24 protein-coding genes and 1 tRNA gene are annotated in these 26,662 nt (G+C 62.5%); 6 read left to right on the forward strand and 19 right to left on the reverse strand.

Going from position 1 to position 26,662, the window contains the following annotated elements; all coding sequences use genetic code 11:
* Positions 1-78 precede the first annotated feature (78 nt).
* On the reverse strand, positions 79-696 hold the full coding sequence (locus RWT78_RS15600; RefSeq protein WP_003944029.1) for an ANTAR domain-containing response regulator: 618 nt from the start codon (positions 694-696) through the stop codon (positions 79-81).
* A 107-nt stretch (positions 697-803) separates the two neighbouring features.
* On the opposite strand from RWT78_RS15600, the gene RWT78_RS15605 reads away from it, so the two are divergent.
* Together RWT78_RS15605 and RWT78_RS15610 are read left to right on the forward strand one after the other, a co-directional pair.
* Positions 804-880, forward strand: a tRNA-Leu gene (locus RWT78_RS15605).
* 75 nt (positions 881-955) lie between these two features.
* Positions 956-1,588: a hypothetical protein gene (locus RWT78_RS15610; protein ID WP_314676503.1), complete on the forward strand. Its 633-nt coding sequence runs from the start codon at positions 956-958 to the stop codon at positions 1,586-1,588.
* A gap of 111 nt (positions 1,589-1,699) precedes the next feature.
* On the opposite strand, the gene RWT78_RS15615 is transcribed toward RWT78_RS15610, so the two are convergent.
* Complete coding sequence (locus RWT78_RS15615; RefSeq protein WP_003944084.1) at positions 1,700-2,671, reverse strand: bifunctional methylenetetrahydrofolate dehydrogenase/methenyltetrahydrofolate cyclohydrolase; 972 nt, start codon at positions 2,669-2,671, stop codon at positions 1,700-1,702.
* A gap of 277 nt (positions 2,672-2,948) precedes the next feature.
* Between RWT78_RS15615 and RWT78_RS15620 the strand changes: the two genes are divergently transcribed.
* Entirely contained in the window at positions 2,949-3,452 is a 504-nt protein-coding gene (locus tag RWT78_RS15620; protein WP_003944006.1) for an SRPBCC domain-containing protein, read from the forward strand.
* Positions 3,453-3,485: 33 nt separating this feature from the next.
* Here the strand turns inward: RWT78_RS15620 and RWT78_RS15625 are convergent, their stop codons facing one another.
* The 12 genes from RWT78_RS15625 to RWT78_RS15680 form a co-directional block, all read right to left on the reverse strand.
* Entirely contained in the window at positions 3,486-4,367 is an 882-nt protein-coding gene (locus RWT78_RS15625; RefSeq protein WP_003944096.1) for an acyl-CoA thioesterase II, read from the reverse strand.
* Complete coding sequence (gene pyk, locus RWT78_RS15630) at positions 4,368-5,786, reverse strand: pyruvate kinase (RefSeq protein WP_003944038.1); 1,419 nt, start codon at positions 5,784-5,786, stop codon at positions 4,368-4,370.
* Positions 5,787-5,868: 82 nt separating this feature from the next.
* The gene (locus RWT78_RS15635) at positions 5,869-7,371 is read right to left on the reverse strand and encodes a glutamate synthase subunit beta (RefSeq protein ID WP_314676504.1); all 1,503 of its coding nucleotides are present in this window, start codon (positions 7,369-7,371) and stop codon (positions 5,869-5,871) included.
* Positions 7,364-11,863, reverse strand: a complete 4,500-nt coding sequence (gltB, locus tag RWT78_RS15640) for a glutamate synthase large subunit (RefSeq protein WP_314676505.1) — start codon at positions 11,861-11,863, stop codon at positions 7,364-7,366. The genes RWT78_RS15635 and gltB overlap by 8 nt, the downstream gene beginning before the upstream one ends.
* 133 nt (positions 11,864-11,996) lie before the next feature.
* Complete coding sequence (locus RWT78_RS15645; RefSeq protein WP_003944078.1) at positions 11,997-12,824, reverse strand: TM2 domain-containing protein; 828 nt, start codon at positions 12,822-12,824, stop codon at positions 11,997-11,999.
* A gap of 126 nt (positions 12,825-12,950) precedes the next feature.
* Entirely contained in the window at positions 12,951-13,376 is a 426-nt protein-coding gene (locus tag RWT78_RS15650) for a TM2 domain-containing protein (RefSeq protein WP_125051160.1), read from the reverse strand.
* Positions 13,373-14,446, reverse strand: a complete 1,074-nt coding sequence (gene lgt / locus RWT78_RS15655; RefSeq protein WP_003944040.1) for a prolipoprotein diacylglyceryl transferase — start codon at positions 14,444-14,446, stop codon at positions 13,373-13,375. The genes RWT78_RS15650 and lgt overlap by 4 nt, the downstream gene beginning before the upstream one ends.
* Complete coding sequence (trpA, locus tag RWT78_RS15660; RefSeq protein WP_003944010.1) at positions 14,443-15,246, reverse strand: tryptophan synthase subunit alpha; 804 nt, start codon at positions 15,244-15,246, stop codon at positions 14,443-14,445. The genes lgt and trpA overlap by 4 nt, the downstream gene beginning before the upstream one ends.
* The gene (gene trpB / locus RWT78_RS15665; RefSeq protein ID WP_070161397.1) at positions 15,243-16,592 is read right to left on the reverse strand and encodes a tryptophan synthase subunit beta; all 1,350 of its coding nucleotides are present in this window, start codon (positions 16,590-16,592) and stop codon (positions 15,243-15,245) included. The genes trpA and trpB overlap by 4 nt, the downstream gene beginning before the upstream one ends.
* Before the next feature lie 74 nt (positions 16,593-16,666).
* Positions 16,667-17,476, reverse strand: coding sequence for an indole-3-glycerol phosphate synthase TrpC (gene trpC / locus RWT78_RS15670; protein WP_003944016.1), 810 nt, complete (start codon positions 17,474-17,476; stop codon positions 16,667-16,669).
* 125 nt (positions 17,477-17,601) lie between these two features.
* Positions 17,602-18,306, reverse strand: coding sequence for a TIGR02234 family membrane protein (locus RWT78_RS15675; RefSeq protein ID WP_037131248.1), 705 nt, complete (start codon positions 18,304-18,306; stop codon positions 17,602-17,604).
* Entirely contained in the window at positions 18,303-19,889 is a 1,587-nt protein-coding gene (locus RWT78_RS15680) for an anthranilate synthase component I (RefSeq protein WP_007728697.1), read from the reverse strand. Before RWT78_RS15680 ends, RWT78_RS15675 begins: the two co-directional genes overlap by 4 nt.
* Positions 19,890-19,946: 57 nt before the next feature.
* On the opposite strand from RWT78_RS15680, the gene RWT78_RS15685 reads away from it, so the two are divergent.
* Positions 19,947-20,405 carry a peroxiredoxin gene (locus tag RWT78_RS15685; RefSeq protein WP_003944036.1) on the forward strand — a complete coding sequence of 153 codons (459 nt, stop codon included), beginning with the start codon at positions 19,947-19,949 and terminating at the stop codon, positions 20,403-20,405.
* Between the two features lie 39 nt (positions 20,406-20,444).
* Here RWT78_RS15685 and RWT78_RS15690 read toward each other — a convergent pair whose 3' ends face one another.
* The gene (locus tag RWT78_RS15690) at positions 20,445-21,227 is read right to left on the reverse strand and encodes a dioxygenase (RefSeq protein ID WP_003944012.1); all 783 of its coding nucleotides are present in this window, start codon (positions 21,225-21,227) and stop codon (positions 20,445-20,447) included.
* A gap of 174 nt (positions 21,228-21,401) precedes the next feature.
* Here RWT78_RS15690 and RWT78_RS15695 point away from each other — a divergent pair, with 174 nt between their 5' ends.
* Positions 21,402-21,911 carry a MarR family winged helix-turn-helix transcriptional regulator gene (locus RWT78_RS15695; RefSeq protein WP_030536759.1) on the forward strand — a complete coding sequence of 170 codons (510 nt, stop codon included), beginning with the start codon at positions 21,402-21,404 and terminating at the stop codon, positions 21,909-21,911.
* A gap of 29 nt (positions 21,912-21,940) precedes the next feature.
* Here RWT78_RS15695 and RWT78_RS15700 read toward each other — a convergent pair whose 3' ends face one another.
* Positions 21,941-23,479, reverse strand: coding sequence for an FAD-binding protein (locus RWT78_RS15700; RefSeq protein WP_003944001.1), 1,539 nt, complete (start codon positions 23,477-23,479; stop codon positions 21,941-21,943).
* Positions 23,480-23,699: 220 nt separating this feature from the next.
* Here RWT78_RS15700 and RWT78_RS15705 point away from each other — a divergent pair, with 220 nt between their 5' ends.
* The gene (locus RWT78_RS15705; RefSeq protein ID WP_003943994.1) at positions 23,700-24,290 is read left to right on the forward strand and encodes a TetR/AcrR family transcriptional regulator; all 591 of its coding nucleotides are present in this window, start codon (positions 23,700-23,702) and stop codon (positions 24,288-24,290) included.
* Here the strand turns inward: RWT78_RS15705 and RWT78_RS15710 are convergent.
* From RWT78_RS15710 to RWT78_RS15720, 3 genes are read right to left on the reverse strand one after another with little or no spacing between them, the layout of a single operon-like run.
* Positions 24,287-24,745, reverse strand: coding sequence for a hypothetical protein (locus tag RWT78_RS15710; protein WP_232508999.1), 459 nt, complete (start codon positions 24,743-24,745; stop codon positions 24,287-24,289). The genes RWT78_RS15705 and RWT78_RS15710 overlap by 4 nt on opposite strands.
* Before the next feature lie 5 nt (positions 24,746-24,750).
* Positions 24,751-25,287, reverse strand: coding sequence for a hypothetical protein (locus tag RWT78_RS15715; protein ID WP_100084687.1), 537 nt, complete (start codon positions 25,285-25,287; stop codon positions 24,751-24,753).
* Positions 25,254-26,573 (reverse strand): MCE family protein, encoded by a 1,320-nt coding sequence (locus RWT78_RS15720; RefSeq protein ID WP_003944037.1) that lies wholly within the window; start codon positions 26,571-26,573, stop codon positions 25,254-25,256. The genes RWT78_RS15715 and RWT78_RS15720 overlap by 34 nt, the downstream gene beginning before the upstream one ends.
* Positions 26,574-26,662: the final 89 nt, after the last annotated feature.

The following is a 26,662-nucleotide window of genomic DNA, read 5'->3' on the forward strand; positions in this document are numbered from 1 at the left end:
GCACAGTGTTTACACGGCTGTAGCGCTGCGCGACGTTTCGACGGTCGACGCAGCAACCGGGTAACCCGGACACTTTGCTCAAGCGTCCGGTTCACCGCCCAGAGTTTCCAGTACGACCTGTGCGACCGCCTTCATCGTGGAGCGCCGATCCATCGCGGCGCGCTGAATCCACTTGAACGCCTCAGGTTCGGTGAGCGCTTGGCGAACCATCAGAACACTCTTGGCTCGCTCGATCAGCTTGCGTGCTTCGAGCCGGTCGGAAAGATCAGCGACCTCACGCTCGAGCGCCGTCACCTCGCGGAAACGACTGACCGCCAATTCGACAGCGGGAACGAGGTCACTGATCGAGAACGGCTTTACCAAGTAAGCCATGGCGCCGGCATCGCGTGCGCGCTCGACCAACTCGCGCTGACTGAACGCTGTGAGAATGACAACAGGAGCGATGCGTTTGGCGGCAATCTCCGAAGCGGCGTCGATGCCGTCTCTCCTGGGCATTTTCACGTCCATGATGACCAGATCAGGCTTGAGCGACTCGGCCAACTCCACCGCAACCTGCCCGTCACCGGCCTCACCGACGACGTCGTAGCCCTCTTCGCGGAGCATCTCGACCAGATCCATGCGGATCAACGCCTCGTCTTCAGCGACGACAACACGACGGGGTGCGAGCTGATTGCCTTGCGGCTGCGGCGAATTCATGGCCACCATCCTCCTCCATCGAACCGCCCCGACACGAGACGCGAACGATTAGAGGGTACCGGTGTTTGACATTGAAATCGCATCTTCTAATGTAGTCATCGCAACAAGCCCTCGTATCCCAATTGGCAGAGGAAACGGATTCAAAACCCGTCCAGTGTGAGTTCGAGTCTCACCGAGGGCACCACCTGCCGCAGCTGGCCGCACCGCAAGGTTTCGGCATTCAGCTGTAACCCAGATCGACCGCCGTTAGATTCGATCCATGAACGGTCGTCGCCTGATTGCTCTGCTCGGAGCCATATCGATTCTCGCGCTGCTCACCGGGTGTCAAACAGATGGCCAATCCAATACTGCCGGCCAATCCAGCACTGCCGGCGAATCTTCCACCCAGGCCGCGCTCGATGCTGCAACACAGACCGGCACCCTTCAGGTCGGCTCTCCCCCTATCGATGCCCCATCCACCGAGATCTCCATGCCTCCCCCGTTCCCGAACGACACGGAGGTCCCTTCACCGACTCCGCGCGTCGACGTGACCGAGATCGACGTGACCGATCACGATGGTTTCACCCGAATCACCTACCGATTCGACGGAAATGGATCAGTGTTCTGGAAAACCGAATATATCAGCGAAGCAATCCGAGCGGGTGACAGCACAGTCGTGGACGTCGGAAGTCGATCGATACTTCAAGTCGACCTGATGGGAGTCCAATCGGATTCGTCGCTCAACTCCATATCTCACGAGGGCGAAAACATCACGCGCATAGACAGTGCGGCCAGGAACAGTGCGATCCTGCAGTCGTTTGTCGGCACGGTCGACATCCGTCCGGCATACACCGTATCGACATCCGATTCACCGTCCCAGTTGATGATCGACATCCCCACGGCAGACAGCTGACTGTCGAATACCCAATTGCGCGCTCAGCTCAGCCATTCCATCGCAGCGGTGCTCGACGCGGTAATTCGGTTATCGAGGGGCGGATGAATACTCCGTCTCGAAACCGAGGTCTCACAATCGATCCGAGGCGATTGCTGGGTCCGGTCCAACACGACTGTCATGATTCTCACTACATGCCCGAACTTCCGCTGCTCGAACTGCTGCTGCCAGTGTTTGTTCCAGCAGGACGGCAACCGTCATGGGGCCGACGCCACCCGGCACCGGTGTGATCGCACCGGCATGTGGGAGCGCGGCGGCGTACTCCACATCTCCGACGTTGCCCGCGTTGTACCCCGCATCGATCACCACTGCCCCAGGCTTGATCCACGCCCCTTTGATCAGTTCCGGAACACCGACGGCCGCGATGACGACGTCTGCCGAGGCGACGTGGGCGGCCAGGTCGACGGTTCGCGAATGGCAGTACGTCACCGTTGCGCCTCGACGCAGGAGGAGCATTCCCATCGGCAATCCGAGTATCGGGCTTCGGCCGACCACGACAGCATGCTTTCCGGTGAGTTCGACGCCTGTGGCGTCGAGCAGGCGCAGGATGCCACTCGGTGTACATGATTCGAATCCCCCACCGGTCAACGCCATTGCCGCGAACGCTGCCGAGGTAACGCCGTCAACGTCTTTGTCGGCCGAGATGGCATCGAACGCAGCCCGTTCGTCGATGTGGCCTGGCACCGGGTGCTGCAGCAGTATGCCGTCGATCGAAGGGTCCGCCGACAACGCTCTCAGCACGTCGACTAGTTCTTCGGTGGTTGTACTCACCGGGAGTTCGACCGTCCGCGACGTCATTCCGACGGCGACAGACCGTTTGGCCTTCATCTGTACATACGCCTTCGAGGCCGGGTCCGCTCCCACGATGACGGCGGCCAGGCAAGGAACGTGCCCCGTCTCATCACGAAACTGCCTCGTGCGCACTGACAGGTCCGCGAGCGCAGCATCGGCAATTGCGCGTCCGTTGATTATTCGAGCGGCCACGTTCTGGCTGGGCAGATTTTCGGTAGACAGATTTTCGGTGGGCCGATTCTCGATAGACATGGATCCCCTTCACACAAGATGTGTGAAGCACCCAGGCGGTCGATGCCTCGCGATGTGCACTCCCCGGTGGTAATTCCCACCCGCGCCAGTCGTGCTTGGTCAGCGTACCGCGCGTTAGTCTCACTGCCACGAAACGCATCCGGAACGCCGCTCTCAAAACGAGACAAATCGACATAACCTATCAATAGGTAACGATCTGACCTGCAGTTATTCCATCCCAAGCAATTAGATGGCACGATGGGGGCAACCGCACGGGCACCAAGCATTGGAGGCACCGATGGACAACGGCAAGATAAACCTGACCTATGACGGTCGGGTGTCACTGAGCTTCCAACTGGCAATTCCGCACGCACCGGACAAGGTCTGGAAAGTGATAACGGAACGCGAGTACCTCGACGCCTGGTTCCCGGCGGACGTCGATTTCAATCTCACTCCAGGCGCGGATCTGCTGTTCAAGGTGACCCCGGAACAAGTCGAGCGATTCGGACTGCCCGCAGATCACGTGACGCGCGGGACGGTCATCAGCGTCCACCCGCACCGAATTCTCGAATTCCTCTGGGACGCAGATACTCTGCATTGGGAACTGGCACCGGACGGCACCGGCGGTTGCTGGCTGACCCTCACCCACACGATGGAAGACGAAGAGTCCGCGTACGCCCACGCTGCCGGCTGGCACGCGGGCTTGGAAGTTGTTGCGGCCCAACTCGATGGACGCGAAGTCGACTGGTCTCCGTGGGACCGCGCCGACGAACTCTCACCGCAATATCGCAAGTCTGCTTGATTCTGGGCCCGAGTTCAGTCTCGGGCCCGCATCTCATTCCCCTTTGCGCGGGAAATGCCTGATCATTCCTTCTTGGACCACCGTCGCCAACAGCAGTCCTTCCACCGAGAAGTACCGTCCGGTTGCCAGACCGCGCGAACCTGCGGCGACCGGCGATTCGGTGGCGTACAGAACCCAGTCGGTAAACCGGAACGGGCGATGGAACCAGATCGAATGATTGACCGTCGCCGCGACGATACGATCATGACCCCAGGACAAACCATGAGTGGTCAGAATCGAATCGAGCACGGTGGTGTCGGACGAATATGCCAGCGTCGCAGCATGAATGAGCGAATCGTCCGGCAGATCACCGTCGGGGCGCATCCACACCCGATTGTGGTTGAGTTTCTCGCCGGTGCCCTTGAGGATCCACGCCGGATCGTTGGCGTACCGCATGTCGATCGGCTTGAGCGCCGCACTGAAATGCGGCAGTTTCTCCTCGTACCCCACCAGATGATCGCCGATGGGAGGCAACGACTCCGGAAGTGGAACATCCGGGATCTCGACAGCATGGTCGAGCCCCTTGCCGGAGTCCTGGAACGCCGCGAGCATCACGAACAATTCGTTCTCACCCTGATAGGCAGTCACCTGACGGTTGGCGAACGCCCGCCCGTCGCGATGACGATCCACCCGATACTCGATGGGCGCCTTGACATCTCCGCCGCGAATGAAATGGGCATTCACCGCATGGATGGGGCGATCACCGTCGACGGTCCGCCCGGCGGCCATCAGTGCCTGAGACACCAACTGACCGCCGAACGTCCGCGAACCTACCTGTTTCGGGTGGTATCCACGGAACGCGTCTTCACCGATCTGCTCCAGATCCAACAGACCGAGGAGAGTACCGAGGTCGGTGGACGCGTTCGCGTGGGTCACTCAGTGGTCCTCTTCGCCGATACGGTGGACGTGAATGAGGTTGGTGGAACCGACAGTTCCCGGAGGGGATCCGGCAACGATGACCACGAGGTCGCCCTTGACGTACCGCCCGAGGGAGAGCAACGCACTGTCCACCTGACGCACCATCTCGTCGGTGGTGGCCACCGCATCGACCAGGAACGTCTCAGTTCCCCACGTCAGCGTCAGCTGACTGCGCACCGCGGGCAGCGGTGTGAAGGCGAGCAACGGCAGCGGCGTGTGCAGACGAGCCAGTCGACGCACCGTGTCACCGGACTGAGTGAACGCAACCAAGGCCTTGGCGTCGAGACGTTCGCCGATGTCGCGTGCTGCGTACGAGATGACACCGCGCTTGGTGCGCGGGACGTGGGTCAACGGTGGGACACGGGTTGATTCGTTCTCGACGGCCTCGACGATGCGGGCCATGGTGCGAACGGTTTCCATGACGTACTTGCCCACCGAAGTCTCGCCCGAGAGCATGACTGCGTCGGCGCCGTCGAGAACGGCGTTGGCGACATCGGATGCCTCTGCGCGAGTGGGACGTGAGTTCTCGATCATCGACTCGAGCATCTGCGTCGCGACGATGACCGGCTTCGCGTTCTCACGAGCAATCTGGATTGCGCGCTTCTGAACGAGCGGGACCTGCTCGAGCGGCAACTCGACACCGAGGTCACCGCGGGCGACCATGACGGCGTCGAACGCGAGCACGATGGCTTCGAGATTGTCGATGGCCTCGGGCTTCTCGAGCTTCGCGATGACGGGAACGCGGCGCCCGACTCGATCCATGATGGCGTGAACCAATTCGACGTCCGCCGGTGAGCGAACGAAGGAGAGTGCAATGAAGTCGACACCCAGCTTGAGAGCGAACTCGAGGTCGGCGATGTCCTTGCCCGACAGGGCTGGAACGGAGACGTTCATACCGGGCAGTGAGAGGCCCTTGTTGTTGCTGACCGGACCGCCTTCGGTGACCCGACAGACGACGTCGTTGCCGTCGATGGACGTGACGACCAGGCCGACCTTTCCGTCGTCGACCAGCAGTCGATCGCCGGCCTTGGCGTCGCGCGCCAATTCCTTGTACGTGGTCCCGACGCGATCGTGCGTTCCCTCGACGTCGTCGACGGTGATACGAACCTCTTCACCGTTGGCCCAGGTGGTCCGCTCGTCCTTGAATCGGCCGAGGCGAATCTTGGGCCCCTGAAGGTCGGCGAGAACACCGACGGCCTTTCCGGTGGCGTCCGACGCGGCGCGGACGCGAATGTAGTTTTCTTCGTGATCGGCATGCTCGCCGTGGCTGAAGTTGAGGCGCGCCACGTCCATGCCGCTCTCCACGAGCTCACGGATGCGGTCGCCAGAAGCTGTCGCAGGTCCAAGTGTGCATACAATTTTTGTCCGTCGGTTCACGGCTCGAGCCTAGTCGCTACCCCACCGCACTTCTATCCGGCATTTGCGACCTGCACTTTCTGTACTTACTCGATTCAGTTGGTCAGCTCACGAACAGCGGAAATGCCTTTGGAGGAACCGGAGCCGGAAGCGCCGACTCGCCTGTGAGAAACATGTCGACGGCACGTGCGGCCGACCGTCCCTCGGCAATCGCCCACACGACCAGCGACGCCCCGCGATGCGCGTCGCCGCAGACGAATACGCCGGGTGTCCGGGTCTGCCACCCGACATCACACTCGATTCTGCCGAGTGGATCGGTGCCGACATCAAGGTCGGTGAGCAGCGGGGCGGTTTCGACGCCGTCGAAACCCAGAGCGAGCAGGACCATCTCGCACACCAGATCCGTCGTGTCGCCGGTCTCCACCAGGGTCCGTTGTCCGTCCTTCGCTCGTGACACGGCTACCGGAACCATCCGGATTGCACGGACCGCACCGTCACCGTCGTCGAGAAATTCCTGCGCCGCCCATCGGAATCGTTTGTCACTGCCCTCCTCGTCCGCCGGCGAGGTGCGTAGGAGCCGCGGCCACAGCGGCCATGGGTCGCGATCTCGATCGCGGCGTGCCGGAGGTGGGACGTGGTAATCCAATTCCGTCACCGAGAGGGCGCCTTGGCGATGCACCGTGCCGAGGCAGTCGGCGGCCGTGTCGCCGCCACCGATGATCACGACGTTCTTACCTCGCGCCGAGATGCTCGACGCACCATCACCCTCGCATTCGCGGTTGGCCGCACGCAGGTACGTCATCGCACGATGGATTCCGCGAAGACTACGACCCGGTACGTCGGTGTCTCTGGCACGATCAGCCCCGACCGCCAGGACTACCGCCTCGAATTCCGTCGAGAGGTCGTGCGCGCTCACGTTCACTCCGACGGCGCAGTCGGTGACGAATCTGATCCCCTCGGCGGTCAGTTGGTCCAGCCGCCGGTCGATGAGGGCCTTGGGCAACTTGAATTCCGGAATTCCGTAGCGAAGCAGTCCCCCGATCCGATCGCTCCGCTCGAACACCGTGACACTGTGTCCGGCTCGTGTCAGTTGTTGAGCCGCGGCCAGTCCCGCCGGTCCCGAACCGACAACCGCAACACGGTTTCCGCTGTGAACTACCGGCGGCCGTGGTCCCAGTGAACCCGACTCCCAGGCGTTGTCGACGATCGCCTGTTCGATGCGCTTGATGGTGACACCCCCCGACGTGTGCTCGTCGTCGAGTGCGAGAACGCACGCCGTTTCGCACGGTGCGGGGCACAGATGTCCGGTGAACTCGGGGAAATTGTTGGTGGAATGCAGATTCTCCGAGGCTTCGGACCACCGTCCACGCCGAACCAGGTCGTTCCATTCCGGAATGAGATTGCCGAGCGGACACCCTATGTCGGCCGAATGGCAGTACGGCACAGCGCAGTCCATGCAACGCGAGGCCTGTGCAGATACGTCTCGATTTCGCACGACGGGATCCAGCGACTCGTATACCGACGCCCAGTCGCCGACGCGCACGTCGGTCGGTCTGGTCGGTGCGCCGGATCGTTTCACGTTGAGGAACCCGCGTGGGTCAGGCATGAGCCGGCTCCACCAGTTGGTTCTCTTCCACGACCTTCTGATAATCGACAGGCAAGACTTTGGTGAATCTCGGACTCTGTCCACCCCAGTCGTCGAGTAGTTTCGCCGCCACCGGCGAACCGGTAGCGGCCAAATGCGCGCCGAGAATGTCGACCAGCTGACGACAGTCTTCCGCCGAGGGCTGCTCCAGAACGACCATGTCGCGGTTGACCTTTTCTGCCTTCACGTCGAGTACGAAGGCAAGTCCGCCGGACATTCCCGCAGCAAGGTTCCTACCGGTTGGGCCGATGATGACGATGCGACCCCCGGTCATGTACTCGCACGCATGGTCGCCGACGCCTTCCACCACAGCGACCGCACCCGAGTTGCGCACCGCGAATCGTTCCCCGACACGCCCCCGGGCATAGAGCGCACCGCTCGTAGCGCCGTACAGCAGCGTATTGCCGGCAATCACCTGCTCCTCGGCCACGAAGGGTGCGTCCTCACTCGGCCGAAGCGCGATTCGTCCACCCGAGAGCCCCTTTCCCACGTAATCGTTTGCATCGCCGACGACGACCAGCGAGATGCCCGGTGGCAGGAACGCACCGAGTGACTGGCCTGCCGTTCCACGGAGCACGACGTCGATGGTGCCTTGAGGTAGCCCGACGGCGCCGTAGCGTCTGGTCACCTCAGCGCCCAGCCTCGTTCCCACCGCTCGATCCGTATTGTGTACTGGCAGTTCGATATGCACGGGTCGAGCGTCCTCGAGGGAGTTCGCAGCCAACTTGATCAGGGTGCGTTCGAGTTCGCTCGAAACAGGTACATACGGTTGGTAGGCCGCGCCGGCCGGCGCGGCCGGAACGTCGAAGAGTGGTGAGAGGTCCAACGTGCGACTCTTCCAATGTGCCACCGCCGGAGACATTTCCAATACGTCTGCGTGCCCCAGAGCATCGTCGATACTTCGAAACCCCAGTTCTGCCAACAGCCGTCGTACGTCGTCGGCGATGAAGCGAAAGAAGTTCTCGACGTACTCGGGTCGGCCGGTGAATCGCTCGCGCAGTTCGGGATTCTGCGTCGCTACTCCGACAGGGCAGGTGTCGAGGTGACATACCCGCATCATGACGCACCCGGCCGCGATGAGTGGCGCCGTGGAAAACCCGTACTCCTGCGCTCCCAGCAACGCGGCGACGACGACGTCCCGCGCCGTGCGCAAACCCCCGTCACACTGGACGACGATCCGATCGCGTAACCCGTTGAGCACCAGGGTCTGCTGAGTTTCGGCCAGCCCGATCTCCCACGGCGTACCCGCGTGGTGGATGGACGAGAGTGCCGCAGCACCCGTCCCGCCGTCGTGACCGGAGATCAGCACCACGTCGGCGTGCGCTTTGGCCACACCTGCCGCAACAGTCCCGACTCCGGCTGCGCTGACCAACTTCACGTGTATCCGCGCGCGATCGTTCGCGCATTTGAGGTCGTAGATCAATTGGGCGAGATCCTCGATCGAATAGATGTCGTGGTGCGGGGGCGGGGAAATGAGCCCGACTCCAGGTGTCGAGTACCGGGTTTCCGCGATCCACGGGTACACCTTGGACCCCGGAAGCTGCCCTCCTTCACCGGGCTTGGCACCTTGGGCCATCTTGATCTGAATGTCGGTGGCATTGACCAGGTAATCGCTGGTCACCCCGAAGCGCCCACTCGCGACCTGCTTGACTGCGCTTCGACGCTTGTCGTCACGCAACCGCTCCGGCGACTCTCCGCCCTCACCGGTGTTGGAACGCCCGCCGAGAGCATTCATCGCAACCGCCATCGTCTCGTGCGCCTCCGCAGAGAGGGAACCGTAGCTCATCGCACCGGTGTTGAATCGAGCGAGAATCAACTCGACGGGTTCGACCTGATCGAGCGGAATCGGCGGACGAACCTCACACCGAAATCGAATCAATCCCCGAAGTGTTCCGCCCTGCGCGCTCAGTCGATCGACTTCATCGCTGTAGCGACGAAACATCTCACTTCGCCCCGTCCGGGTCGCATGCTGAAGGAAGAACACGGACTCGGGTGTGAACACATGCAATTCACCACCGCGGCGATACCGGTATTGTCCGCTGTCGGTCAACTGACGATTGTCGAACTGACGATGCTGCACTGCGGACGACGAGAACGCAGCCGCGTGACGCATCAGAACTTCTCGCGCGACTTCGGTGATACCGATCCCGCCGATCCGGCTCCGTGTGTTGCAGAAGTATTCGTCGACCAACTCTCGACCCAAGCCCACGGCCTCGAATACCTGTGCGCCCGTGTAGGAGTGAACCGTAGCGATTCCCATCTTCGACATCACTTTGCGCACGCCGGAATTTGCCGCTCTCAGATAGTTGTCCGATGCCTTTTCCGAATTTATCCCGGGAAGTTCGTCTTGCTCGCTGAGTGCTTCTACCGATTCGAGAGCAAGATACGGGTGGACAGCCGCCGCACCGTAGCCGATCAGCAGCGCGATGTGATGAACTTCGCGCGCGTCACCCGACTCGACGACGAGGGAAACCTTGGTCCGCAGGCCATGACGAACCAGATCGTGGTGCACGGCTGATACTGCGAGCAATGACGGAATGGGAGCCTGCTCAGGGCCTGATCCACGGTCGGAGATCACCAGAATCTCGATACCGGCTGCGGCGGCTGTTCGGGCGGACTCACGAAGCCTCTCGACGCCTTCGGCGAGACTGCCTCTCGGATCGAAACCTCCCCGTAGGACAGCGCTTCTCGGAGTTCTTGCGCCGCACAGTTCGGCGACCTTCGCCATCTTCACCGGTCCGATCACCGGTTTATCGAGAACAATCCTTCGGCACGACAGCGCCGACGCTTCGAACAAGTTCTGCTCAGCGCCGAGGGTGACACCAAGCGTTGTGACGACTTCCTCGCGAATCGCGTCCAAAGGCGGGTTGGTCACCTGAGCAAAGAGCTGAATAAAGTAGTCGTACAACAGCTTCGGCCGATCCGAAAGAACGGCGAGAGGCGTGTCGACACCCATCGATCCCAACGGCTCCGATCCTGAGCTTGCCATCGGGACAATAATGTCCCGCAGGTCCTCGGCGTGGTATCCGAAGAGCAACTGCCGTTGCAACAGCGGAGCCGGATCGCCTCGGGCAGGCGCAGTCTCGGGGATTTCCTCGAGGTCGACCAATCCCCCGTCGACCCAGTCCCGGTAGGGGGCTGTGCTCGCGAGTTCGGACTTGATCTCCGCATCGGAAACGATCCGATGGCGAGCGGTGTCCACGAGAAACATGCGTCCCGGTTCGAGGCGCCCCTTCTCCAACACCTCGGACGTGGGAGCGTCGAACACACCGCTCTCACTGGCCAACACGATACGGTCGTTCTTCATCCGCCACCATCGCCCTGGGCGAAGACCGTTGCGATCCAACACGGCCCCGACAACAATGCCGTCGCTGAACGTCACGGACGCCGGACCGTCCCACGGTTCCATCAGACAACCGTGAAATTGGTAGAAGGCCTTTATCTCGTCGGGCATCGAAGAATCGTTCTCCCAGGCTCCGGGAATCATCATCGCGATGGCGTGTTGCACACTGCGGCCCCCGAGCGTCAAAAGCTCCAGTACTTCGTCGAACGACGAAGAGTCGGATCCTCCCGGGGTGCAGATCGGAAACAGGCGATCGATGTCCCCACCTAAAAGTGTGCTCCGCAGCATCGGCTCGCGAGCGCGCATCCAATTCCTGTTTCCCACAATCGTATTGATCTCGCCGTTGTGGGCGATGCAGCGATACGGTTGAGCGAGTGGCCACGACGGAAATGTGTTCGTGGAGTATCGACTGTGCACTACTGCCAACGCAGTTCGCATTCGGTCGTCGCGTAGGTCGGTGAAGTAACCGGGTAACTGCGTCGGCGTCAGCATGCCCTTGTACACGATGGTTCGGGCGGACAACGAGGGGAAATACACTGCAGTGTCGGCACAGTGAATCCGCTCGGCTTGTCTCCTGAGGGCAAAGACTCGTCGGTCCAAGGCAATTCCGCCCACACTACGATCTCGTGACTCGGCGCACGTCACAAAACACTGACTGATGTACGGAGCGCACTGCGCGGCAACGGTTCCGACGCAGTCTCGGTCGACCGGCACCTCTCGCCACCCGATAATCTGCAGTCCTTCTGCCGCTGCGTACCGGTGTATCCGAACTACCGCGCGCCGACGTGCTTCCTGATCCACCGGGAGAAAGCAGTTTCCGGCCGCGTAGGTGTTCTCACCCATCGCGTTGGGTGGTGGAAGCTCGAACTCGGTCACCGCGTCGAAGAACTCCGTCGGCAGCTGAATCAGAATGCCCGCGCCGTCTCCGCTGTTGGATTCGCGCCCAACTGCGCCGCGATGGGAGAGATTGCCCAGGACCGCGAGCGCATCGTCGACAACGGAATGCAGGTGGCGTCCAGAGGTGTCTGCTACCACGGCTACACCACACGAATCGGTTTCCTGATCGGGGTCGTACAGGCCTCGAGGTTCAGGTATTCGAGAAAACGGCACTCGGCGACCTCCACGCGGACATGCAGCCGACGAGCGCTAGTTTATCAGCCCATAACCGCAGGTCGCGAGAGCAAAACGGTGACCCCCTGACAACGAGGCATCAGGGGGTCACACTTGCCGACGGTCGTTTCGATCAGCTACGCAAAGGGCGGTTGTACTGATCGCGCACACTGCCGGTCAACATCATGATTCCGTCGATGAGCGGCCAGATGCCACCGATTCCACACGTCAACCAAGTGACCGCGATCTGTGCGACAGCCATGCCGGGCTGGTTGAGATAAAAACGTCCTGCACCGAATCCGCCGAGCAGAATGCCCAGCAATCCGGCAGTCGTCTTCGACTTGTCCGAGTACGGTTCACCGGTCATCGGGTCACGTCCGTATGGTGCGGACGGGTCGACCAGGCCGTAGCCAGGCTGAGGATAACCCGGAGCTTGTGGGTACCCCTGAGGCTGACCGTAACCCGGCTGTGAGTATCCCGGCTGGGGGTATCCCTGCGGCGGAGCCGCGTAGGGATTCGGAGTCTGATCTGCCGGTGCACCGTAGACGGGACCGTCCGTCGGGGTTTGGGTCGGCCTCGAGTAGTCCGGCGCCGGATAATCGGTCGCCGGATAGTTCTGAGCGGCGTAGCTTTCCTGCGACGTGTACGGCGCTGTGGGCTGATTCGGGGTGGAATCAGAATCGGCAGCGGGAAACGCTGTGGTCGATTCGGTTCCGGTCGGCGGCGGGTAGATGGGGTGGTTTCCCCACCCCGGACCGTTTCCGACTCCCGAATAAGTGTCCCAGCCTGGACCGGTGCCGGTGGTCTCCGTCGACGGCGTCTTTTCGGTGGGTGCCGAGGTTTCCGTCAACGACGCATCCGCCGTCGCGTCGTAGTCGAACGGCGACCCGAACTGCGGTGGAACCGGCGGCTGTGATCCAGACGAGTCCCCCGACTCGGAAGGTTCCGGATTCTTGTTCAAGTTAGGCAACGTACTTTCCTTCGATTCGACGACGGTACGTAATAGCTTTTGTTATCGGACTTCGAGAAGGTTCGACCTTCTCGAGGCCAGTCCCCCACACATGTTTCCTCGGTTCGCGCTCGCGACTCATCCTCGCAATGGCCGGCGAGCACCGTCCCGCGCATTGCCCGAAAGTATCACGATGCCGTCGATGAACGCCCAGATCCAGATTCCGATCGCAAATGGAATTCCGATGAGGAACGCCGACATGAACAGCGCGAAGAACATGCCGAGCAGTTGGCACAATCCGATGCCGACACTTCCGATATAGAGGCGCCCGACTCCACAGATTCCGAAGAAGCCCAGCAAGATCTGCAACAGTCCAGCGGTGGCCTTCGACTTGTCGGAATACGGTTCCCCGGTTACCGGGTGCCGACCGTACGGGGCGTAGGGATCTCCGAACCCGTACATCGATGGAGGCGGCAATGGCTGCTGATATCCGTACGGATTGGGCGCGCCGTAGACCGGTCCCTGATCCTCGGGGAATCCCCCCTGCGAATAGGGACCTGTCACGGCTTGTCTTTCTTCGACAGCTTCACCGCGTCCGACGACTCATCCGACGCTGCCGTGGAGTCGCTTGCCTCACTGGAAGCGGATTCAGCAGCATCGGATTCAGAATCTTCAGCGTCGGCGCCTTTCGCGTCGGCCTTCGCCGAATCAGTTTCGGTAACTGGCGCCGCGACTCCTGCTTCGCCGGCAGCTACCGCAGCGACGTAGTCCTTCGACTTCAAATCAGCCGGATCCTCACGCCCCTTCTTCGCCAGGAAGAAGTAGGCCAGTGCGGCGAAGAACACGATCCCCGAAGTGAATGTGTTGACTCGAATGCCGGCGATCTCGTAGGCGAAATCGTCGCGCATCAGTTCGACGACGAACCGGCCCAGGCAATAGCCCGCGACGTACAGAGCAAACAGGCGTCCGTGGCCGATCTTGAATCGGCGGTCGACGAGGACCAGCAGGATCACGATCAGGACGTTCCACACAGCTTCGTAGAGGAAAGTCGGGTGAACGACCCGAATGACTTCTCCGTTGGAGACACCTGCCAGTTGATCGAGCTGGCCGGAAGAGTTCACACGCTCGAAGATCTCGAGGCCCCACGGGACGGTGGTCTCGCGACCGTACAACTCCTGGTTGAAGTAGTTGCCGATACGACCGATGGCCTGCGCGAGCAAGATTCCGGGCGCAATCGCATCACCGAGCGCGGACACCGGAATGCCGCGTCGACGGCAGCCGATCCACGCACCGATGCCGCCGAGGAACACTGCTCCCCAGATTCCGAGGCCTCCCTGCCACACCTTGAGTGCGTCGAGTGGCTGACCGTTCTCGCCGAAATAAGCGGGCCAGTCGGTCAAAACGTGGTAGAGCCTGCCACCGATCAGACCGAAGGGAACGGCCCAGATCGCGATGTCGAGAACGGTCCCCTTCTCGCCGCCGCGGGCGACCCAACGACGATCTCCCCACACGATCGCGACGATGATGCCGAGGATGATGAAGAGCGCGTAGGCGCGAAGCGCCACCGGTCCGACGTACCAGACGCCTTGGGGCGGGCTGGGGATATAGGCCAGCAGGTCCACAGTTGAGGTCACGACGCCACGGTAGCCGAGCGGACGCCCTCGGCGAGTTCTTCGGTGAGCGAGCGAACCGCTCCCAGGCCGTTCTCGACCGCGGAGACCAGAGCCGAGCCGACGATGACGGCATCGGCGTATGCCGCGATTTCGGCAGCCTGTGCGCCGGAGCGAACTCCCAATCCGACGCCGACAGGAATGTCGGAATGCGCGCGGATCCGTGCGGTCAGTTCCGGAGCCATCGAAGACACGGCGTCGCGAGCGCCGGTGACACCCATCGTCGAGGCCGCGTAGATGAATCCACTACTCGCATCGAGTGTCATCGCGAGTCGTTCTTCCGTCGAGGACGGAGCGACAAGGAAGATCCGGTCGAGGTGGTGCTCCTCGGATGCTTCCATCCAGGCGCCGGCTTCTTCCGGAATGAGGTTGGGGGTGATCAGTCCGAGCCCGCCGGCGGAAGCGAGGTCTCGTGCGAACTTGTCGACGCCGTACTGCAGTACCGGGTTCCAGTAGGTCATCACGACGGCCTTGCCGCCGACCGAACTGATCTGCTCGATCACGGTGAAGATGTCGCGAAGGCGAACGCCGTTGGTGAGTGCGGTTTCGGCTGCACGCTGGATGGTCGGACCGTCCATGACCGGATCGGAATACGCGACACCGACTTCGATGATGTCGCAGCCACCGTCGACCATCGCCTTGAACACGTCGATCGATTCGGGAACGGTCGGATAACCGGCAGGCAGGTAACCGACGAGGGCGGCACGTTTGTCAGCCTTGCACGCGGCAAAGGTGGGTGCGAGGCGTGATGGTCGTTCGCTCACTTGTCCGAGCCTTCCGTGTTGTCGTTCTCGTCTGCTGCATCATCCGGAGCGGCTGCCTGACCTGAGGCGCCGTCGAAAAGACCGAACCAGCTTGCGGCGGTGTCCATGTCCTTGTCACCGCGACCGGAGAGATTGACGACGATGATCGCGCCCTCACCGAGTTCTTTGCCCAGTCGGAGTGCGCCGGCGACGGCGTGGGCCGATTCGATGGCCGGGATGATGCCCTCGCGGCGCGAGAGCAGCAGCAGCGCATCCATGGCTTCACTGTCGGTGACGGGTTCGTAGGTCGCGCGCCCGATATCGCTCAGGTAAGCGTGCTCGGGTCCGACGCCCGGGTAGTCCAGACCAGCAGAGATCGAGTGCGATTCGATGGTCTGACCGTCTTCGTCCTGGAGCAGGTAGGAGTAGGCACCCTGGAATGCACCAGGGGTACCGCCGGCGAACGTTGCTGCATGCCTTCCGGTTTCGACACCGTCGCCGGCTGCTTCGTAGCCAACCAGCCGTACCGACAGATCGTCGATGAACGGGTGGAAGATTCCGATTGCGTTGGAGCCGCCTCCGACGCAGGCTGTGACCGCATCGGGCAGGCGGCCGGTCAGTGCCTGAACCTGGACGCGTGTTTCGAGGCCGACCACTCGCTGGAAGTCGCGAACGATGGTGGGGAACGGGTGCGGGCCTGCCGCGGTACCGAAGCAGTAATAGGTGTTGTCCGCGTGGGAAACCCAGTCGCGCAAGGCTTCGTTGATCGCGTCCTTGAGCGTGCGCGAACCGGTCTCGACCGAGACGACCTCCGCGCCGAGAAGTCGCATGCGCGCGACGTTCAGTGCTTGCCGTTCGGTGTCGACAGCACCCATGTAGATGACGCACTCGAGACCGAGCAGTGCACAGGCGGTGGCCGATGCCACACCGTGCTGGCCCGCTCCGGTCTCGGCGATGATGCGGGTCTTGCCCATACGCTTTGCCAGCAGAACCTGACCGAGAACGTTGTTGATCTTGTGAGAACCGGTGTGGTTCAGATCTTCACGCTTGAGAAGGATGCGCGCACCGCCGGCGAACTCGCTCATTCGCGTTGCCTCGAAAATCGGCGACGGGCGCCCGGTGTAATCGCGCTGCAAGCGATCGAGTTCGTTCAAGAACGTGTCGTCCGCTCGAGCCTTTTCGTACTCCGCAGTGACTTCCTCGATAACCGCCATGAGGGCTTCCGGCACATGCCGTCCGCCGTAGACGCCGAAATGGCCTCCGGCATCGGGATCGTGGGAGCGCTCGGTGAGTCCCGCGCTGGCCGGCGGCAGATTGCCGCCCTTGAATATTGCACCGGAGCCTGGTTCCTGAGTACGTGAAGTCACCCCACCAGTCTGCCCCAACGGTGTCGCTGGTCACCGCCCGGGTGCATCAAAGCACGCCGGGCGGGTGCAGCGATTTATCGAGACGGTTTGGGGCAGGACGGGTGCGCACCTGCATTGACCAGATCTGCGACGGCCTTGCGAGGATCGCCGCTGGTCACGAGGCCTTCACCGACGAGCACTGCGTCGGCGCCCGCCCCGGCGTACGCCAACAGATCGGCAGTTCCGCGAACACCGGACTCGGCAATCTTGATCGTCTCGGTCGGAAGACCGGGAGCGATGCGACCGAAGGTGTTCTTGTCTACCTCGAGAGTCTTGAGATTGCGGGCGTTCACACCGATCACCTTGGCGCCGGCTTCGAGCGCGCGGTTGGCTTCTTCCTCCGTGTGCACCTCGACGAGGGCAGTCATTCCCAGAGATTCGGTGCGATCGATCAACGAGGCGAGCGCCTGCTGCTCGAGTGCCGCGACGATCAGCAAGATGACGTCGGCGCCGTGAGCGCGAGCCTCGTGAATCTGGTACGGCCCCACGATGAAGTCCTTGCGGAGCACCGGAATGGTGACCGCTTTACGGACTGCGTCGAGGTCGGCCAACGAGCCGTGAAAACGGCGCTCTTCGGTGAGAACACTGATGATGCGTGCGCCACCGGCTTGGTAAGCCGCGGCAAGCTCTGCGGGATCGGCAATGTCGGCCAGCGCACCCTTTGAGGGGCTCGCTCGCTTGACCTCGGCGATGACGCCGATGCTCGATTCCAGAAGTGCTGCTGCAGCATCGAGTGCAGGCGGTGCAGCGGCCGCAGCAGCCTTGACTGCAGCGAAGTCGAGTACGGCTTCGCGGGCGGCGACATCAGCGCGCACCCCGTCGAGAATCGAGTCGAGTACGGTCATCGTGGCCCGAATCCTTTCTGGGCAAGAGCCCGATGTGAGAGACGTCATCAGGGTGGTCTCAGCCTAGTGGGACGAAATTTTGCTACTCCGTCGGGGTACCCACGCAGGTGAGGGTTCAGTCTTACTCAGTGGGACGACCCCGGTTTCGCGCCGTTGTCTCCCCCAACTCCGTCGTCCCCGTCAGTCGCTGTCGGGTCCTCTCCGGCGTCGAGCGCATCCCACAACATCCGTTGTGTCACAGGCTCGTCCGATGCAGGTTTGTCTCCCTGACCGAGCTTTGCTGCGGCCTCGCGGCGCGCGGCAGGGTTGTCGTATTTCGACGACAACCCGCCTCGCACTGGAGGTTTGCGCATCAGAAGTACTGCCGCGCCGAGCGCCGCCACCGCTCCGAGCAACGCAAGCAAGGCAGGCAGTACCGAAACAGTCGTCGAGAGATCTTCCGGGTGACCGGACAACTCGGCCAAGTCCACCGCTCGGTCCGCAGAGGCTCCGGACACCAACAACTGCACTGCCGGAACCGCTACCGCGACGGCGACGAGGGCAACCAACAGTCCGACTACCCGAAGTGCCCAACCTCGCACCGCAAACGACGCCGCGATCGCCGCCAGAAGCGCGAGCGCGAGCGGAGTCATCGCCGCCGCCCAGGTGCTGCCGTCGAGATCCGTCGTCCTCTCCAGCGTCTTGCCGTCGCTCGAGGTCAGATGAACCCACGTCATTCGTGAGCTGCCCCACAGAGCTGCTGCCGACAACGCCAGCAGAAGCGTTCTCGGCACGGCGGTGCCACGAGACGCGCTTGTAGGCTCCGCTGCACTCGACTCGTTCTCACTCACTGATCGTCACCTCCGATGGTGCGCAGGGTGTGCGCCGACGCAATCGCGCTCAGCACTGCCATCGCCTTGTTGCGGGCCTCGGTGTCCTCGTAGACCGGATCCGAGTCGGCGACGACGCCGGCGCCCGCCTGGACGTATCCGATCCCGTCCTTGATCAATGCCGTTCGGATCGCGATCGCGGTGTCGGCGTCGCCGGCGAAGTCGAGGTAGCCGACGATGCCGCCGTAGATACCGCGCCTGGTCGGTTCCAGTTCTTCGATCAGCTGCATCGCACGGACCTTGGGCGCCCCCGAGAGGGTTCCAGCGGGGAAGCATGCGGTGACGGCGTCGAGAGCGTGCTTTCCCTCGGCCAGATGTCCGGTGACCGTCGATACGAGATGCATCACGTGGCTGTACCGCTCGATGTGCCGGTAGTCGTGCACCTTCACCGTGCCCGGGCGACAGACACGACCCAGATCGTTTCGCCCCAGATCGACGAGCATGAGGTGCTCGGAGTTTTCCTTCTCGTCGGCGAGGAGGTCCTTCTCGAGCAGGATGTCGTCCTCCTCTGTGGCACCGCGCCATCTGGTTCCAGCGATCGGGTGTGTTGTCGCGACGCCCTCGGCGACGGTTACCAGTGCCTCAGGGCTCGAACCGACGATCGAAAACGCCGTCTCTCCATCACCGTTCGGCACGTTGAGCAGATACATGTACGGGCTGGGGTTCGACGCTCGCAGCATCCGGTACACGTCGATCGGTGCTGCAGTGCAATCGATCTCGAATCGCTGCGAGAGAACTACCTGGAATGCCTCGCCCGCTTCGATGTCGCCGATCAACTTTTCGACATCGACACCGAAGCTCTCGGTGGTGCGCTGACGACGGTAGTTCGGAGTCGCTTTCGAAAATGTCGACACCGTCGATTTCGCCGGCGCCGCGAGAGCACGAGTCATCGCGTCCAACCTGGCGACTGCGTCGTCGTACGCCGTGTCGACGCGCTCGTCCGTGCCGTCCCAGTTGACGGCATTGGCGATGAGGGTGATCGCCCCTTCGTGGTGATCGACTGCGGCGATGTCGGCGGCAAGCAGCATGACCATCTCGGGGATCTGCAGGTCGTCGACCGCGGAGTCACCCAATCTCTCGAGGCGCCGCACCGCGTCGTAGCCGAGGAATCCGACCATTCCGCCGGTCAGCGGTGGCAGGTCGGGCAGCCGCTCCGAACGAAGCAGCTCGAGGGTGGCGCCGAGCGCGTCGATCGGGTCGCCGCCGGCCGGAGCACCGGCCGGAACGTTGCCGTACCAGGCCGCCTCTCCGTCCACGACGGTCAGTGCAGCCGGACTTCCGACGCCGATGAACGACCACCGCGACCACGAACGACCGTTCTCGGCCGACTCGAGCAAGAAGGTGCCTGGACGATTGCCGGCCAACTTCTCGTATGCCGAGAGCGGAGTTTCGGAGTCCGCCAACACTTTCCGAGTGACCGGAACGACCCGGTGCTCAGCTGCGAGGGCACGGAACTGCTCCCGGGTGGTGGTGGAATCGGACGCGTCACCGACGATCGCGGTGTCGGACGACCGTGCGGACATGGAGGTGGGCTCGCCGTGCATGCCTCCATCATCCCAGGCTCCCCCACACGGTCGTCGTGCGCGGGTAACCTCGGCCGAATGAAACCAGGCCAACTCGCCCCCGATTTCTCGCTGCCCGACCAGGACGGAACTCCGCGCTCGCTGACGAGCCTGCTCGAGAACGGCCCCTTGGTCCTCTTCTTCTACCCGGCAGCCTCGACGCCGGTGTGCACCGCCGAGGCGTGCCACTTCCGTGACCTGGGCAGCGAATTCGCCGCGGCGGGCGCTTCGCGGGCGGGTATCAGCACCGATACGGTCGAAGCTCAGTCCACCTTTGCCACCGCACAATCCTTCGACTACCCCCTACTCGCCGACACCGAGGGCAAGGTAGCCGAACAGTTCGGCGTCAAGCGCGGACTCCTGGGCAAGTTGGCTCCGGTCAAACGCTCGACCTTCGTGATCGACACCGACCGCACCGTCCTCAAAGTCATCTCGAGTGAACTACGCGCCAACACCCACGGAGACCAGGCGCTCGAGTTCCTTCGCAATCGAAGCTGACGTGCCTGGGCACCTGATTCTCTGCGCGATCTAAACCCTCTATGCGACCTGAATCGAGCGCTTCGCAAGCCCCATCCAGAATCCGTCGATCACCTGGGTGGGCACCTGTTCCGGATCGGACGACGCACCGAGCGTGACGAACAACGGGGCGAAGTGCTCGATGGTCGGATGCGCGTACGGCATCCCGGGAGCTTGAGCGCGGAAGTCGATCAAGGAATCGACGTCACCGGCAGCGAACCTCTCCCCTGCCCACGCGTCGAATTCCGCCGACCATCCCGGGGCCTGCGCCTCCGGTGACGGATCGCGCAGGAACGGTAGCCCGTGCGTGGTGAATCCGGATCCCACGATCAGTACACCTTGCTCACGGAGTGGCCGTAGGCGCTGTCCGAGATGGAGCAAACGCTCGGGATCGAGGGTTGGCAGCGAAATTTGCAGTACCGGAATGTCTGCGTCCGGGTACATCACCGTGAGCGGCACGTAGGCACCGTGATCCAGGCCTCGATTCGGCTGCTGAACCACGCGTTCGTTGTCCGGCATCAACGCGGCAACCTGGGCGGCGAGTTCCGGAGCGCCGGGAGAGTTGTACTTCGCGCGGTAGAACCTCTCGGGAAAACCACCGAAGTCGTAGATGAGCGGGGTGCCCGTGGTCGTCGATCCGATCGTCAGCGGTGCTGATTCCCAGTGCGCCGATACGACGAGGATTGCCGTCGGCCGCGGAAGATCGCCGGCCCACGCCCCCAACTGGTCAACCCACAACGCGCTGTCCACCAGCGGCGGAGCACCGTGGCTGAGATACAGCGCAGGCATGGTTGTGGTGGACATACGGACTCCTCGGGATAGACATTCGTCGTAAGTTGAAGGTTCAACCTAATATAGAACTCAACACTTGCGTCCCGCAACTATTCCCCGCAGGATTCTTCTGGACATGCGTCTGAGACGCTGTACACAAGCACGCTCCGTGCACGAAGAATGCTCGACCCGAAGGAGAAGTCACCGATGAGTGAACCGACCGCGCAGCCCGACGCGCAGTCTCAGACGAAGTGGCTCACAGCCGAGCAGCAAGAAGCATGGCTGACACTGATCGCTCTCGTGACACGGTTGCCTGCCGCACTCGACACTCAACTACAACGCGATTCGGCACTCACACACTTCGAATACTTCGTACTCGCGGCACTCTCGGACGCCCCCGACCACAAGCTCCAGTTGTCGGTACTGGCCCAGCGCGCGAACGCGTCCCTGTCCCGCCTCTCGCACGTGATCACGAAGATGGAGAAGGCCGGCTGGGTGAAACGGGAAGTCATTCGTGGCAGCCGCGGCTCCAACGCAGTGCTCACCGACGAGGGAATGGCAAAGGTGGTCGCGGCCGCGCCGCCGCACGTCGCCTCAGTTCAAGGTCTCCTCTTCGAGGGCCTCGACGATCGCCAGGTCGCCCAGCTTTCGTCGTTGGGTACAGCAATGCTCACCCAACTGGACAAGGGAATCGCCGCCGGACTCGGCAAGGCCTGACCACATTCCCGAGACGAGCCTATTGATGATCAAGACGGCAGCTTCGCGAGGTCGAGTGCAGCCGAGTGACTGAACAGCATGCTCGCTCCGATCGGGTTTCCACCGCCGGGGTACGTAGTCCCGCTGGCCGCTGCCATCGTGTTCCCCGCCGCGTACAACCCGGCAATCGCCGTACCGTCGGCTTTGAGCACCCTCCCGGTCGCGTCGGTCCGTAGACCACCTTTGGTCCCGAGGTCGGAGATGCCGAAAGCGGCAGCGTGAAACGGCCCTTGAGCGATCGGTACGAGCGGCGAAGCCCCCTCGGAGAAGGCGCGGTCGTACGCAGTGTCTCCTCGACCGAAGTCCGTGTCGACGCCAGTCGCCGCAAACGCGTTGAATCGCTTCACGGTCTCCACCAGTTCCGCTGCGGGAACATCGATCTGGGCAGCGAGGTCTTCGAGTGTCTGTGCACTCTTCCACAACCCCGCATCCACATACTGCTCCGTCTGTGCCATGGGTACGTTGGGCGCCTTCACCGGCGGCACTGCGCCTTCTCTGTTGTCGTAGATCATCCAGTACGGCGTGGTTACTTTCCCTGCCCGCATGTGTTCGATGACGGCGCGACCCAAGCGGTCGTACGGCGCTGATTCGTTGACGAATCGGCGACCGTCGTCGTCCACGAAGATTCCGCCGGTGAACCACAGCGCAAACGCGGAGCGGCCATCCGGATGGGTCAGTCCCGGCGACCACCAGGCCTCTCCCATGAGGTCGGTGTCGGCGCCCGCGGCGATGGCCGCCTGGTGTGCCTTCCCGAGGTTGCCGGGGCAACCCATCGTGTCGAGAGCGGATCCGGGGACACCGAATTCGGCCCGCAAGGTCTCGTTCTGCTCGAATCCACCGGCGGCGAGGATCACTCCTCTGCGTGCCTGAATGGTTCGACGCCGACCATCTCGGTCGACGACGGCTCCGACCACCACTCCGTCCTCGACAACCAGTTCCTCGAGAGTGGTCTTCAGGTGCATGGTGGCGTTCGGGAGTTCCGCAAGAGCCAACAGGAATCGACCGATCAACGACTGGCCGCCGACGAGGTACTTCGGCAACTCCTCCCCCAGCCGTTCCGTCGCCAGCGGCGGACGAAGCGAATCACGAAGCGCACCCAGCTTGTTCGCGTTCATCGGCTTGGGAACAATGTGCCGTCCGCTCGCTCGAGCCTTGGGCTCTTCACCGAAGTAGTCGGGCCACGGCAGTATCTGGAACTCGAAGTTCGAGTCCTCTTCGAGGTAGTCGATCAACCCGGCGCCACCTCGAACGTAGGCTTCCTGAACGTCGGCGGGCGTACGATCACCCACCACTGATCGGTAGTACTCCAGCGCATCCTCGATGGTGTCGTCGTCCCCGCCCCGATGAAGAACGGCGTTGCACGGGAACCACATTCCGCCGCCGCCCGAGTACGCCGTTGTTCCGCCGTACTTGTCGGTTGCTTCGATCGCAATGACGTCGAGGCCTTCGCGGGCTGCCGTGTACGCGCCGGTGAGTCCGCCGCCTGATCCCACAGCGAGTACGTCGCACGTCTCGTCCCACTTCGTCATAATCAGCCTCTCCGATTCTGGGCGCATTTGCGAACGTGTTCTAGAAATCGTTCTAACACATGGGCTTAGCCGATTGCGGGGGTTCGAAATTCTCTCCCACCGAGCGGGAGCGAGACATGAAACCGAGCGGGAGCGACACATGACACCGAGCGGGAGCGAGAACAGGCGGTGATAGCGCACACTTTGCTCGCATGGGTCTGATCCCGTAGTGTCTGGACACATGTCTGGTAAGACCAAGTTCGAGTCCACTCGTCGACGGCTCACACAGCAGCAAGCCGAAACCGTCGATCGATTGACCGCGGCAGCGATCACGGTCCTGCGCGACAAAGGGTTTGCCGATCTGACTGTGCGAATGGTGGCAGCGGAAGCCGGTGTCGCCGCAGCCACGGCATACACCTATTTCTCGTCCAAGAGTCACCTTGTGGCAGAACTGTTCTGGCGTCGCCTCGACGCGGTACCCCACGAGCCCTCCCCGGAGGCGGAACGGGAAGCGCAGGTCTGTTCGGTCCTACGCAGCGTCGCACTGCTCGTCTCCGACGAACCGGAGCTGGCGGCGGCAGTGACCACGGCGATGATGGGCAACGATCCCGACGTCGAACACCTCCGCGGACGTATCGGCAAGAACATCCGCGAGCGACTCATCGAGGCACTGGGTCCGTCGTACGATCCCGACGTACTCGAAGCACTCGAAATCTCCTGGTCCGGAGCGCTTGTCCGAGCAGGCATGGGGTACGAGTCGTATTCGCAGATCGCAGATCGTCTCGAAGTCACTGCCAGGCTGATCATGGCGGGTCGCGACAACCTCCACTAGACCGGAGTCATGGCACTCACCAACCATGTTCCCTCGACTCGATCGAGCGTCACCTCGACTCGGCTCGACGTCGACGCAGGTGCCGGTTGCGCGGTACTCGTCGTGATCTGATCGACGAACACGAGCACTTCCGCGCGGTCCGCGGCAACGGAGAGCACACCGACATCGACGACTCGGGCTTTCGTGCTGATTCCCTGCTCCTTCGACTGTGGGGCAACTGTTTTCGATCCGAATTCGGTGAAACTGTCCTGAAACGATCCGCCGGCGCCTTCGGCCGCTCGTGCGAGATCGTCGTCGACGGTATCGCTGTTGTAGCTCAGGAGCTTCTCGACGAGCGTGGGCGCCACACCGATCACCTCGGCACGTGCGGTTTCAGCGTCCCCCGAACGGTGGTGACTCCAGATCGCAGTGCCGCCGACTCCCATCAAGACCAACGCTGCAAGCGCTATGACCATGCGCTTCACGGCACGAACTCCACACTCGACATCAGTACCCGCCCGTCGACGTCCTCGACACCGACGCGCAGACGGTAGGTTCGAGCCGAAGACTCTCCCGCTGAATTGGCGACCTGAGCAGAGGCGGCGATCAGCACCACCCCCGAGGTACCGGACTCCGATGCCAAGGCTGCGGTGTCGACACGCCCGTCGGAATCGACGGCAAAATCACGGATGGACGCGACGAACGCAGATTCGCCGGACTTCAGTTCGTCGGCAAAGGCCCCCGTACTCAGCGCCTGTAGCGTCGCGAGATCCTCGTCGACTGTGGCGGAGTGAACGTCGATCAGAGCGAGGGCTCCTGCGACCGCACCGTCGACGTACTCTTGACGCTGGGTCTCGCGCGCCCGGTCGGATCGAACTGCCAGAGCACCGAAGACCACAACGACGCTCAGAGCCGCGAGTGCGATCCATGCCAGGGCAGTGAGAACACCGCGTTTCCCTCTGACCGGCTCCAGCACCTCGCCCCTCAGCGATTCGTCGGCATCAGCAACTGTTGCCACGGCTCACCCTCCCCCGAATCGGAAGCAGCAGGAGCCAATTCCGTATGTTGATAGTCGACTCCGTCTGGCCCCGTGTACAACTCGCCGGGCGCATTGGTTCCCGAGGGGACGTACGGATCTGGGCTCCGACAGATCTCCGGGCTCGGTGCTCGTTTACCCAGTACCTCCATACAGGGAATGTTCCGGGATCCACGAACTGCGAAGACCGAGTTCTGCGGAACTTTGCAGTACAAGTCGGCCGGGGTGTCCGGGACACTCATCTGGGTCGGGTCTCGTCGCTGATCGGCCGGAAGGTAGCCGGTCGAGCAGGCCGCAGGGTCCTGCGCTTGGAGGTGGAAGTTGACGTTCGCGGCGCCGTCCACCTGCCCGCGTTGTACGACGGTTTCCTGTGCCGCGACCAGTGGCGGCAAGATGACGAGCACCTGCTCCAACCCGGCGTTGTACGTCAAAGCCACCTGAGCGGTGCTGGTGAAATTGGCAAGCAGCACAGGCAAAGTGGGTTTGAGGCCTTGAAACAGCAGGTCGGCTTCAGTCGCGAAGCCCGGTCCGGTCTCGAGGATGTTGCGCACGGACCCGTCGGCGACCTCCAACTGTCCACTGAGTTGAGCGACACTGGACGCCCACTGGCGAATCTGATCGCCCGTCACCACCTGTGTCTGAAGGAGCGGATCCAACTGCTGTACGAGCGTCGTGGCCGGGGTTGTGGCAGCAGACATCTGATCGACGAACGAGGTGGTCGAATCCAGCAGACGAGCCAGGTCCTCTCCCCTGCCACCGAATGCTGCCGCGGACTCGTCGATCACCGACCGCAACTTGTCCTGCGGTACCGATGCGAGCATCGCCTGCGCCTGATCGAGGACCGGTCCGATCTCGGTCGGGATCGTGACAGCGTCGGGGCCGATCACGTCTCCGTCGGCCAGAAAGGGTCCGTCCGCGGTTCTCGGTTGCATGTCGACGTATTGCTCGCCGATGGCCGACACACTTCGCACCGCTACTGCGAGCCCGCTGGAGGGAACGGGAACCGCACTCTCCAAAGATAATTCGGCGCGTACCACTCCCGGAGATAGACGCACCGATCTGACCTGACCGATGGTGTCGCCGCGATAGGTCACGTTCGCGTTCCGATACAGGCCACCGGCGTCCGGCAGTTCGACTGTCACCGAATAGCGCCCGATTCCGAGCATGGTCGGAACTCTCAGGTACGAGATAGCCGCTGCGCTCATGCCTATCACCGCCAGGATCGCGAAGATCGTCAATTGCCTTCGCACCAGCTTCGTGAGAATCATCGTCCACCGTCCTGGGCGGTCCGCCCTGTGCTACTTGGGTCGGTCCGCCCGGTGTCACTTGGGGCGGCCCGCCCGGTGTCACTTGGGGC

The sequence above is a fragment of the uncultured Rhodococcus sp. genome (assembly GCF_963525155.1).
GTDB lineage: Bacteria > Actinomycetota > Actinomycetes > Mycobacteriales > Mycobacteriaceae > Rhodococcus_F > Rhodococcus_F qingshengii.